This is a genomic window from Paenibacillus sp. MY03 (genome assembly GCF_002165585.1).
Taxonomy (GTDB): Bacteria; Bacillota; Bacilli; order Paenibacillales; family Paenibacillaceae; genus Pristimantibacillus; species Pristimantibacillus agaridevorans.
The window spans coordinates 444,251-456,255 of sequence record NZ_MXQD01000004.1 but is presented as its reverse complement, the minus strand read 5'-3'; the positions used below and the strand labels follow the sequence as shown (position 1 = coordinate 456,255).

At 53.8% G+C, this 12,005-nt stretch carries 10 protein-coding genes; all 10 read left to right on the top strand.

What is annotated here, in order from left to right:
• Positions 1–135: 135 nt before the first annotated feature.
• The 10 genes from B1748_RS04490 to B1748_RS04445 all read left to right on the top strand — a co-directional run bounded on the left by B1748_RS04490 (position 136) and on the right by B1748_RS04445 (position 11,977).
• A complete protein-coding gene (locus B1748_RS04490) occupies positions 136–1,134 on the top strand; it encodes an HRDC domain-containing protein (protein ID WP_087566657.1) in 999 nt (332 codons plus the stop codon).
• A gap of 152 nt (positions 1,135–1,286) precedes the next feature.
• Positions 1,287–1,748, top strand: a complete 462-nt coding sequence (locus tag B1748_RS04485; RefSeq protein ID WP_087566656.1) for a chemotaxis protein CheX — start codon at positions 1,287–1,289, stop codon at positions 1,746–1,748.
• Positions 1,749–1,867: 119 nt separating this feature from the next.
• On the top strand, positions 1,868–2,641 hold the full coding sequence (locus B1748_RS04480; protein WP_087566655.1) for an SDR family NAD(P)-dependent oxidoreductase: 774 nt from the start codon (positions 1,868–1,870) through the stop codon (positions 2,639–2,641).
• Positions 2,642–2,669: 28 nt separating this feature from the next.
• Positions 2,670–4,223 (top strand): DEAD/DEAH box helicase, encoded by a 1,554-nt coding sequence (locus B1748_RS04475; RefSeq protein ID WP_087566654.1) that lies wholly within the window; start codon positions 2,670–2,672, stop codon positions 4,221–4,223.
• Positions 4,224–4,719: 496 nt separating this feature from the next.
• Positions 4,720–6,015 carry an S-layer homology domain-containing protein gene (locus B1748_RS04470; RefSeq protein WP_087566653.1) on the top strand — a complete coding sequence of 432 codons (1,296 nt, stop codon included), beginning with the start codon at positions 4,720–4,722 and terminating at the stop codon, positions 6,013–6,015.
• Positions 6,016–6,184: 169 nt separating this feature from the next.
• A complete protein-coding gene (locus tag B1748_RS04465; RefSeq protein ID WP_087566915.1) occupies positions 6,185–6,934 on the top strand; it encodes an ABC transporter ATP-binding protein in 750 nt (249 codons plus the stop codon).
• A complete protein-coding gene (locus tag B1748_RS04460; RefSeq protein WP_087566652.1) occupies positions 6,934–8,187 on the top strand; it encodes an ABC transporter permease in 1,254 nt (417 codons plus the stop codon). The genes B1748_RS04465 and B1748_RS04460 overlap by 1 nt, the downstream gene beginning before the upstream one ends.
• Before the next feature lie 310 nt (positions 8,188–8,497).
• Positions 8,498–9,406 carry an ABC transporter permease gene (locus tag B1748_RS04455; protein ID WP_087566651.1) on the top strand — a complete coding sequence of 303 codons (909 nt, stop codon included), beginning with the start codon at positions 8,498–8,500 and terminating at the stop codon, positions 9,404–9,406.
• Positions 9,407–9,419: 13 nt separating this feature from the next.
• Complete coding sequence (locus B1748_RS04450; protein ID WP_087566650.1) at positions 9,420–10,355, top strand: carbohydrate ABC transporter permease; 936 nt, start codon at positions 9,420–9,422, stop codon at positions 10,353–10,355.
• Positions 10,356–10,420: 65 nt separating this feature from the next.
• Positions 10,421–11,977 (top strand): extracellular solute-binding protein, encoded by a 1,557-nt coding sequence (locus B1748_RS04445; protein ID WP_087566649.1) that lies wholly within the window; start codon positions 10,421–10,423, stop codon positions 11,975–11,977.
• The last annotated feature ends 28 nt before the right edge of the window (positions 11,978–12,005 follow it).

The window sequence follows — 12,005 nt, the reverse complement described above, 5'->3', positions numbered from 1 at the left end:
TTCGCCATACTTTCTCAATATTTCTCGGAATGAAACGCGCCGCGCCGCCAAAGGACGGCGTAGCCGTTTCACCTTGTTCTCCACGGTACGTTGTCGTTATTCGCTACCAATGATGAGGTGAAAGGTGAGTGACGTATGCAAATCGTATTCATGAACACATTTGAGAAATCGGCGGGGGATGCGGGGATCGAAAGCGCAAAGCTGTACATTGGGGAGGATCAAGGCAGGTGGTCCGTCGAATGGCGGGAGGATGCGGAAGAAGGGGAACGGATGGCGGTCTGGTTCGAGGGCACGTCATGGGAAGAGATGATGATTGCTTTCCGGCTTGGCATCGCCCGGATGATGGGAGCTGGTTTTATGCCCATTATTGACGGCATGCTGGAGAGCCCTCGCGCGGGTAACGGCGGGTACTTGACGATGCTGCAATGTTATGGAGAGCTGCATGCCGACCAGGAGCTGTTCCAAAGCCTTCGCGAATGGCGCAGAAAGGCGGCGGGGGCGGAGAAAAAGTCTGCCTACCTTGTGGCGACGAACCGGATGCTGTGGATGATCAGCGCATTCGTGCCTCAATCGGACGAGGAGCTGCGTCAAATTCCGGGCTGGGGCCAGGTCAAGCATGCCGCATACGGCGCAGATGTGTTAGCCGTTACAGCGGGCGCTTCGCGCACGACGACCTTCCCTCTGGATTGGGTGGCGGAACGGCTGGATCCTGACGTGTTCGCCACATGGCAATGCAAGCAGAAGGAAAACAAATATAAGCTGCTGATGGACCGCCAGCAAGAGAAGAAACAAATATTGAGCGTTCTTCAGCAAGGCGGACAACTAAGCCAGTTGGAAGAACAATTATCGCTGTCCAGACGGGAGCTGCTCATTCGAATCGAAGGATTGGAGGCGGAAGGATACGATGTCGAGCCGTTTGTGGAACGCGAGCTTAGCGAAGTGCCTGAATCCGAGAGACAGATGATTTGGGAAGCGATGTCTGCAATGGGCGACCGTTATCTTAAGCCCGTGCTTGAGCAAGTATACGGACAGCAGGAGGAAGGGAAGTCCGGTCGTCAGGTCGAGCAGCTCTACGAACGTCTTCGTCTGATGCGAATTCGTTATCGCCGACAAGCCGGCAGCAAGGCTGTTTGAAATAATCAACCTCACAGTGCAGGACCAACGGGCTTAGGTCTTAAGGAGCGTATCGCCATTTAGTAGTATACTTGTCCTAGTGATTCGAGTATAATAAGTCTCAAAAAGACAAACTGCGAATTTTGTCGAGAAAAAAGGAGCGCTTCCCTGTTATGAAGGCAGAGTATATAAACCCGTTTCTTGAATCTGCAAAAATCGTAATCGAGCAAGTCGTGCAAATTCGGCCTGCGACAGGACAGCTAGGTCTCAAGGACATTAAGTTTGTTGAGAATTATATCTGGATTCAGATCGGTCTCAATGGGCAGATGAAGGGCGATATTGTATTCGGACTAAGCGAACAGGTAGCACTCAAGATGGTGTCGGCTATGATGGGAGGCTTTGTGATTGCTGAGCTTGACGAGATATCCCGCAGCGCAATCTCCGAGCTGGGCAACATGATCAGCGGCAACGCCAGTACGATGTTGTACAATCAGGGTGTTAAGGTTGACATTACGCCGCCCAAGGTCATCCATTCCGCACAGACAGCCGGCTTTAACGCCAAGCAGGCACTGACGATTCCGCTAATAATGGAAGGAATCGGCGAGCTGGACATTCAAGTCCTCATCGCTTCATAATCGCAAGAAAGCTCCTTAGGGAGCTTTTTTTTGCTTCCGGGGTGAGAGTGAAGTAAACTTATGGATAATAGAGGTTATTCAAGAAGTGAATCGCAACCAATTCGGAGTGGTGATGTGAGATGCTGAAGGGGAAAATCGTTCTTATATCGGGAGCATCCAGCGGTATCGGGGCCCTTACTGCCGGCTTAATCGCACGCAGAGGTGGCATTCCTGTACTGACAGGGCGTAATGAAGCCAGGTTGGCCAGGACGGCTGGGACAATCGGAGGCCAGAGCTCCTACTTTGTCATGGATGTGACCGATATGAAGCAAGTGGAGGATGTAGTAGAGAAAGTCATCCGCCAATACGGTAGAATTGATATTCTGCTGAACAACGCCGGCTATGGTCAATTCGAGAGATTCGAGGATATGTCCGTGGAGAGCTTCGAATCGATGATGGATACGAATTATATGGGCGTTGTTCGCTGCACAAAAGCCGTGCTTCCTCACATGCGCAAGCAGGGCGGAGGACATATCGTTAATATCGCTTCCATGGCGGGCAAGATCGGATCGGCGAAGTCGACGAGCTACACCGCGACGAAACATGCCTTGCTTGGTTTTACAAATTCGCTGCGGATGGAGCTGCGTAGCGAAGGGATTGTCGTGTCGGCCGTGAATCCGGGACCTATCGACACGGAATTTTTTGCTATTGCTGATCCATCCGGCTCCTATACTAAAAATATTGGCTGGTTCATGATGAAGCCGGCTTATGTGGCCAAGGCAATCGTCCGTGTCATGGAGAGACGGAAGGCGGAGCTGGACCTGCCGCATGCCGCTTCGGTTGGAATCAAACTGTATGGATTAATGCCGCGGGTCGCGGATCGGCTGTTCGGCGGACTGCTTAATCGAAAATAAAGGAAGCTACAAGAGGGGCTAACAAGAAATGGAAAACGGCAAAACATGGGTAGAACTTGGCTTAAACGAAAAGCTGACAAAGCTGTTGGCGGAACGCGGAATGGCGGCGCCTACTGACGTGCAGGCGGATACGATTCCGGCCCTGCTTCAGGGGAGGGATGTATCTGCCCGCTCGCAGACGGGAACGGGCAAGACGCTGGCGTTCCTGCTTCCGATGCTGCAGCGAATCGATGCGGAACTGGGCCATATTCAAGGCATCGTCATCTCGCCGACTCAGGAACTGGCGATGCAGATCGTCCGCGTAGCGGAAGTATATGCTGAGCCGCTTGGCATTCGCGTTCAACAGCTTATTGGAGGAGCCGCGATGAAGCGCCAGGTGGAGAAGCTTAAGTTGCGTCCCCAGCTTGTCATCGGAACGCCGGGACGTATTCACGAGCTGCTGAAGAACAAGAAGCTGAAGCTGAACGAGATCCGTCTCGCCGTCGTTGACGAAGCGGATCAATCCTTTCAGCTGGGCTCCGAGAAGGATCTGGAAACGGTGCTGTTTGCCATGGGCAAGAATCGTCAGATTGCATTTTTCTCTGCTACGTATCCCGAAGAGATGGCCAGATACGAGGGGCGCTGGATGAAGGAGCCTGTCCGCTTCCAGCTCGCCATGGAGCATCGCGTATCGTCGACAATCGAGAACTTGTACGTCGTGAGCGACCGTCGAGATAAAACAGACACAACGCGGCGTCTTATCCGGCTGCTAAATCCAGCTTCCGCGCTGCTGTTCCTAAATGATACGAATGAGATCGGGAACTGGGAATCCAAGCTGAAATACGAGGGTTTCGCCGTAGAAACATTGTATGGCGACTCCGACAAGCAGCGCCGCGCGGCAACGCTGGCCAGGTTCCGGGAAGGGACATGCCAGTTGCTGCTTGCAACGGATGTCGCCGCGAGGGGTCTCGACATCGAGGGACTTCCGCTTGTGCTGCAACTGGATCCCGCCGTGGATGCGGATCATTATGTGCATCGCGCAGGACGTACGGGAAGAATGGGCAGGCGGGGGACGGTCATTACGATCGTGACGCCGCAGGAGTTGTTCATCATGGAGAAGTTCCGCAAGTCGCTGGGGATCGATCTCTCGGAGCGATCGATGTACAGGGGCAAGCTGCTGTCTGATGAGCAGCTCCGTGAAGCGACTCGACCAAGATCGCTCCGGAACGGGAGCAAGCAAGACAGCGCGGGAAGCGAGCCGGCCGAGCAGGCGGGAGAGCGGGGCAACGTCAACGTCAGTCGTGCGGCAATCTCGGCTGCCGCAGGTAAACAATCGGGACGGTCCGAAACGGGCGGGCGGTCCGATCGGCCTGGAGGTTCAAGCCGCGAGGCCGCAAGTTCGCGGACGAGTTCCAAGCCGGCACCAAGCAGGACTCAATCCCCCGGAAAAAAAGCAGAAAAATCTGCGACGAATCCGGCTGAGATGCCCGCTGCCAAGCCTGTCACGAAGGCTCAAGCCAAGGAGCAGAAGAAACGCGAGGGCAAAAATAAAGGTGCTCCGAAATGGTTAAAAGAGAAACGGGATTCGGCGAAAAAGCAATAAAAAGAGTGCGTGATTTTACCAGTTTGGGAACAATCACATAAATGTTCTGAAATATTAGAGGCGGGGCTCCCGCCTCTATTTTGCTTTCGACAGGGCAAGCAAAATGAAGCATAAAAGTATGCTTCAATGAGCCGAACTGGTGCTGAATCGTCGAATGAAGCATAAAAGTTTGTTTCATTGAGCCGAGCTGGTGCTGTATCCATACCTATAAAGTAGGCGAACGAGCAGCTATAGGCGTTAAAAACGCCGATGGACCGGAGTCGTCTAATCAAACGGATGCGAATCTCAGGTGCGAATAGGCAGTGAACAGCGGGTTGAAATTGCATAAGGAGATTGTCCCAAAAGACCGCTTTTGATCACAAAGCAGGTTGCCAAGCGTACCCGACATAAAATTATTTTAATAGCCACCCCCCTTAAACGGACTTCCCCATGCGAAAGGTATGGGCGAAGGTATAAAGCGGCATGTCCCGCTAACGTTTAAAGGAGAGTGGCTATTATGACGAAAAAGACTTTATGGAAAAAGACGGCGGTTACCGCGACTGCGGTACTGATGCTGGCAAGCGGCGCGACGTCCGCATTCGCGCACTCGAACGATTACGATAATGGCAAGAATGGTAAAGGTAAAAACTGGGATCAGCACGATAAGAAGAACAAAAACGACAAGGACGATGACAGAGACGACGATGACAAGTGGGACAAAAACAAAGGTTGGGGCGACAACGACAACAAATATAAGGTCAAGTGGAACTTCGAGGATGAAGACCAACTGGAGTGGGCGCTTGAATACATTATGCGTCTCGCGGCGAAAGGCGTGTTCACGGGTTACGAGGATGGCACGTTCAAGCCGAAGCAGCATATCTCCCGCATTGAGACGCTGACGGCTGCCGTCAGGCTGATGGGGCTGCGCGCACAAGCGGAATCCGCAGAGGAAATGGGTACGGAGCTGAACTTCAAGGATGCAGACAAGCTGAAGAAAAAATATCCTTGGGCAGTCGGTTACGTATCCGTAGCACTGGAAAATGATTTGTTCGCCGAAACGGAGACAGAGATTAAACCGGAGCAAAACGCTACACGGTTATGGTCGACGATCTTGTTGATCAAATCGCTTAAGCTGGAGGAAGAAGCAAAAGCTCTGAACAACACGAAGCTGGACTTCAAAGACGCGAAGGAAATTCCGGCAGGCTCTGTCGGCTATGTAGCGCTTGCCTTGCAGAAGGGCATCATTACGGGTTATGAGGACAAACATGGCAATAAGACGTTCCGTCCGAACCAGCCAGTAACGCGCGCCGAGCTGGCGGCGCTGCTCGATCGTACAGACAACGAGATGCCGGATCACGACGCACGCGCCATTCAAGGTACGCTGAAGACTGCAGCCAATGGTGCTCTGACGATCGTTCAATCCGATAATACCGAATTGGCGCTTGCCGTTGATCCTACGGTCTTTATCTTCCGCGATGACAAAAAAGCGACGATCGCCGATCTGAAAGCCGGTGACAAGCTGTTCATCCGTACTTACCAGAACAAGGTCGTGTTTATCGAAGTTACAGAGAAGGCGCCGGTAACTACGGCGTTTACGGAGCTTGGCGTCATCAACACGCTGAATTTCAACGCTCAGGCGAAGCTGGCTACGATTACGGTTACTCGCACGGAGTCCAACAATTCGACGACTACGCTCATCTATAACGTGGATGCCAACGTATCCGTCGTAGGCGACGCCACCAAGCTGAAGATCGGCCAACTGGTCGAAGTCAAGGGCGAAAACGGCACCGTCAAAACGATAACGATCAAATAATAATGCAATCATTGTCCGGCAATACGCCGGTCATAAGCTGAGGCTGTCCAATCGGGCAGCCTCTTTTCTATTTTTGAAATTTGCCTCCAACTTCGGTATGCTGATAGATAGTAAACATGCAGGGTAATTAAGGAAAACCGTGGAGAGGATGCTGGATGTTATGAACAAAATGGACAAAGTGCTGCAAGTAAGCGGCTTGACCGGCGGATATAGTCCAAAGAGGCCAGTGCTGCATGAAATTGAATTCAGCATCAGACCGGGCGAGATGGTGGGGCTGATCGGTCTCAACGGTGCGGGCAAAAGCACGACGATCAAACATATTCTGGGGCTGCTCACCCCGCAGCAGGGCGAGGTGGAGGTGGCGGGTGTGAGGCTGGCGCAGCATCCCGAGAAATATCGATCGGCGTTCGCATACGTGCCGGAATCCCCGGTGCTGTTCGACGAACTGACGGTGGAGGAACATCTCCGACTCGCCGGGATGGCTTACGGCGTACCCGGACAAGACTATGAGACACGCGCCGAGGAGCTGCTTATCGAGTTCCAGATGGTGCCGAAGCGCCGTGCATTCGCCGCTCATCTCTCCAAGGGAATGCGGCAGAAGGTGATGATCATGAGCGCGCTGCTGGCTTCGCCGCCTTTGTATATTATCGACGAACCCTTTTTGGGATTGGACCCGCTTGGCATTCGTTCGCTGCTAGACAGACTGGTTGAGGTAAAGCGCAGCGGGGCTGCCATTTTGATGAGCTCGCATATTCTGTCCACGGTGGAAGCCTATTGCGATTCCTTTATCGTCATGCATCAGGGACGTATCGCCGCACAAGGCAAGCTGGAGAATATTCGGTCCGCTGCGGGCTTTCAAGAAGGGACGGGGTCGCTGGAGGATGCGTTCTACCGGCTCGTTGCAGGAGGGGAGAGCTGATGGCGGAGGCTGGAGCCCGGCTTGCGGTGACTTGGAGCGAACGTGCCCGCGCATTCCGCAAGGAGATTTTTCCTTATTTGCGTTATATGGCGCAGAGCGGTTTTCCCGCTTTCCTATCATTATTGTTCATTGCTTCCGCCATCGGATATTTTGGTCTGATTCGGGACGTCCCGCCAGACTTCCCCTTAATAGAAGTTGGCGTCGTCTTCCTGACGCCCGTACTCTGCTGGAGTCCTCTTCGTACTTGGCTTGCCCCGGCGGATGTTGTTTATTTGATGCCGAGAGAGCATGAGATGAATGTATATCTAAATCGATCATTGCGCTATTCGGTCATCTGGAGCAGTATTCTGGCCGCGGCCGTGTTTTTGCTTTATGTGCCGGTCTACCAGCGCGGAGGCGGCGAGAACGATGTCTGGCTGTTGGCCGTGGCTCTGCTGCTCTTGAAAGGAGCCGGACATTACGGGGCTTGGCGCGAGCGGCGAATGTCATGGGGGGCTGCCCGGATTTTCTTTCGGATTGGCCGTTGGCTGCTGACGGCAGGCGTCACCTGCGCCTGGCTCCTCTATCCGGAATGGCAGGCTGCCTTGTTTATGTTTATTTGCATGGCGCTGCTCGCTGCCGCATATCGTCTGCCGCGCAATCAGCGGTTCCCTTGGGAGCGGCTCATCCGGGAGGAAGAAAGGACGCGGAAGCGGTATTATTCGGCCTTCGGCATGTTTATCGATGTGCCTGTCGTCTCGGCTAGCATCGCCCGCAGGCCTTATCTGTCCTGGCTTTTGCCGCGAATCCGCTACGGGCAGAACCATGCATATGTGTATCTGTACGCGGCATCGCTTATACGCACGGAGATCGGAGGCATCCTGATCCGTCTATTGCTGCTTGGCGGACTGGTATCCTATTGGGCTGCAGACGCCGCGACCCTCGAAGGATGGGGAGCTGCGATCTCCTATGCCATCTTCGCATTCGTTATGACGCTCCAGCTTGGAGGTCTGCGTTATGTGAACCGTTACACGGTTTGGAAAAACATTTATCCGCTCCCTTTGGATGGCCAGCGAGAGCAATTCGCCAGATTGGATAGGGCAGCATTGCTGACGGGACTCTCCATCCTGTGGTTGCCCGCGTCGTTGCCGCTGCTTCTCGGCGGTTATTACGTTGCGCCGATCTCCATTGCCGCAGCGATGCTGATCTATGTTCTTGCGATCCGTCCGGCGCGCTTGCGGAGAAAGCTCCTGCTTGAGGCGGAGGAGGATTAACGAACAAAAAAAGCTCGAACAACCATTCACAGACTTGGCCCGCAACCCCGCCAGTTCCATACGGAACCGCGGCTCGCCGGCCAGGTCTGTTTTTTTGCGGGCAACGGACTTAAAGTGGTCGGACTCGCGCTACGGCGATAATCCGACCGGAGAGTGGGCTCGCTGGCAGGTTCGGAATCCGATTCGAGTTCTATTTGCGCTTCTAACAGGCGATTAGCACATTTCGGACTGTTCAGAGACGGCTTTGCTGGCCTATCGTAGGAATCAGCCCGTGAAACGTCACTGGACATGAGGAAGGAGCAGAATACGGATGGGATTCATCAGGGAACTAACGAAAAATCGCCAGCTTTACGCGTTGGCTATTCCGGGTATCGTTTTTTTGGCATTGTTCTCCTACATCCCCATGGTCGGGCATCTGATAGCGTTTCAGCGTTTTCAGCCTGTCAAGGGAATTTGGGGTAGCGATTGGAGCGGACTTGCCAATTTCGAGTTTTTTTTCGGAGGACAGGATTGGCTGCGAGTTACCTTCAACACTGTTTATTTGAACGCGTTGTTTCTGGTGTTCGGCATCGGGGCGGCGCTGCTGCTGGCAATCTTTATAAACGAGGCAGGTTCGGTCCTGCTGCGAAAGCTTAGCCAGTCGCTCATCTTTCTTCCTTACTTTATTTCGTGGCTGGTCGTCAGCTTGATGATGCTTGCGTTTATGAGCTCGGACGGGCTGCTTAACGATTGGCTCGGCCGATTGGGTTTGGAAGGGGTGAACTGGTATCAGAACGCGAAGTTATGGCCGTTCATTCTGACTGTCGTCTACGTCTGGAAGTTTTCCGGTTATTATTCGATTATTTTTATGGCCGCCATTGTCGGCATTCCGAATGACTATTACGAATCGGCGCGAATCGACGGAGCGACACGGCTGCAGCAGATCGTTTACATTACGATTCCGTCGATCCGCTCCGTCATCGTCGTGTTGACGCTGCTCGGCGTCGGCCGAATTTTCTTTGGTGACTTCGGCATGATCTACGGCATTATCGGCGACAACTCGATCTTGTATCCGACGACCGACGTTATCGATACGTATTCGTTCCGGGCTTTGCGTCAATTAGGCAACTTCGGCATGTCTTCGGCCGTCGTGGTGTATCAATCCATTATGGGTTTGGCGACGATTTTGCTGTTTAACCGGCTTGCGCGGCGCATCGATCCCGATTCGAAACTGTTCTAGGAGGATGATGTTTATGGGCAATCAGCCGCAGCAATCTACCGTTCTGTCGCCTTCCGGGCAAACTCGTCAATCCGCTGGAAGGAGCGCGGGCGAATCCGTTTTTTTAACCGTCGTGTACGCGGTCATTGTTTTGTTCGGCGTCGTGTGCGTCGTGCCTTTCTGGCTCGTGCTTGCGAATTCTTTTGCGACGGAGGGCAGCTTTCTGGCGAACGGCTATCAAATGCTGCCGGAGGCCTGGAGCCTTGACGCCTATTCGTTCCTGCTGAAAGGCAAGCAACTGCTGCTCAGCTACCGCAACTCGCTGACGGTTGCCGTCGCGGGCACGGTCATCGCGGTGACGATTACGTCGATGTTCGCTTATGTAATTGCGCATCCGAAGGTGAAATACCGCAACATTATGGCATTTCTGACTTACCTCGCCATGGTGCTTGGCGGCGGGCTGGTCGGCTTCTATATTATGGTCGCCAATTGGCTTCATCTGAAGGACAGCCTGTGGGCGCTCATCCTGCCTTATGTATTGAATCCGTTTTACGCTTTTATACTGGTCGCCTTTTACAAGTCGCTGCCTTACGAGATCAACGAAGCGGCAACGATCGACGGAGCGGGCGATATGCGGCTGTTCTGGAGCATCATCATCCCCGTCTCCACGCCGGTTATCGCCACGGTATCGTTGTTCTACGCCATTCAATTCTGGAACGACTGGTATTTGTCGCTGCTGTTCATCGACGATTACAAGCTGCATCCGCTGCAGCTCATGATCCGGCAATTGATCTCGAATCTGAACATGTCCGCTTATGTCGGCGGCGGCGCGAGCTACCGGGTGGCGGCTCCGGCCAGCTCGATCCAGCTCGCGACAGTCTGTCTGACCATCGGTCCAATCGTGCTGCTCTACCCGTTTTTGCAGAAGTATTTTGTCAAAGGCATTACGATCGGCGCCGTCAAGGGCTGACGCCAAACTTGATTTAGCCGGAAATCTCGGTTAAATATACAATATACACTCAGGAGGTCGTAACAATGAATATTCGAAAAGGAATGGCGGGGACGCTGGCCCTGCTGCTGACGACGGGCATGCTTGCCGCGTGTTCTTCGAACGGCGGCACGGACGCTCCCGCCGCGAGTCCCGGCTCCACGGCGGCTACGCAAGAAGGCAAGCTGGATCCCGTCACGCTGAAAATTATGATTCCGGGCGACAGGCCGCGAGACTTCGACGCCGTCATCGCGGAAGCGGAGAAACGGATGGCGGACTCCCTGAACGTGAAGCTGGACGTCGTGTTCGTCCCGTTTGCGGATCTCGCCCAGAAGACGCAGGTGACGTTGTCTTCCGGCGAACCGATCGATCTTATTTTCGATGCGCCGTGGCTCCATATTACCCAACAGATCGCCGCCGGCAGCTATGCGCAGCTGGATGATCTGCTGCAGCAATACGGCCCGAACATTTTGAAGAACCGGCCGCAGGAAATGTGGGACGCGAACAAGTTCGACGACAAAATTATGGCCATCCCTAATGGCGTTACGTTCGTCCAGGGCCGCGTCTACTATGTGAGGAAGGATCTGCGCGAGCAGCTTGGCATTGCGCCGATCGAGACGTATGATGATCTTATCAAGTTCGCTTATGCGGTCAAGGAGAACATGCCGGACATCGTGCCGCTGCTTCCGTCGGGTCAGGATGTCAGCAAAGGGTTGTCGGAAGGCGCCTACCGCCGCTATTGGAAGGAAAACGTCGACAATGTGATGCCAAGTCCGGTGCTGCCGGAATCGCTGGTGCTGTATACGAAAAACAACGACGGAAAAATTTACAACCTTTTCGAAGAGATGGAGCCGTCTGTATGGTCCTGGATCGAAAACTCGCGCAAGCTCTATCAGGATCAAATTATTAGCCAGGACGTTCTGGCCATCAAAGAACTGCTTGAGCCTGCCAAACAAGGAAGAGTGGCGATCATTCCAAGCAACGAATTTGGCGTAGGCACCGATACGCAGCAAGCGCTCAAGAGCGTCAATCCCGAAGCCGAATTCGAGGCGGTTACGTTTATGAACGAGGAGAAAGGCGCCATCTTGACGAATGCGCTACAGTACAATTTTATAAGCGTGCCGGCCGTCAGCAAAAACAAGGAGCGCGCGATCCAGTTCCTGGATTGGGCGAATCAAAAAGAAAATTACGATCTGCTCGCCTACGGCATCGAAGGCACCAACTGGGAAGCGGTCGGCGATAACCAATACAAAGTGCTGGGCGACGGCTACGCCTGGTTCCCGTACGCGTGGATCTGGAATCCGACGCTGGACCGCCAGGATGCCGCCCAGGACGAAGAGACGTCGCGGCTCGACGCGTGGAGCGCGGACGTCGGCAACTTTACGATGGACGTGCTTGCCGGGTTTACGTTCGACAGCGCGCCGGTCGTCAACGAAATTTCGCAATACGTCAGCATCGAAGCCAAATATTATACGGCCATCTTTAACGGCGTTGTCGATCCGGACGATTATTGGAACCGTTTTAAGGCGGAAGCGGCGCCGCTGGCCAAAAAAATCCAGACGGAATTGCAGAGCCAGATCGACGCGTTTCTCGCTTCCCGCTAACGGCGACAGATAGAACGAGGCATGCAGG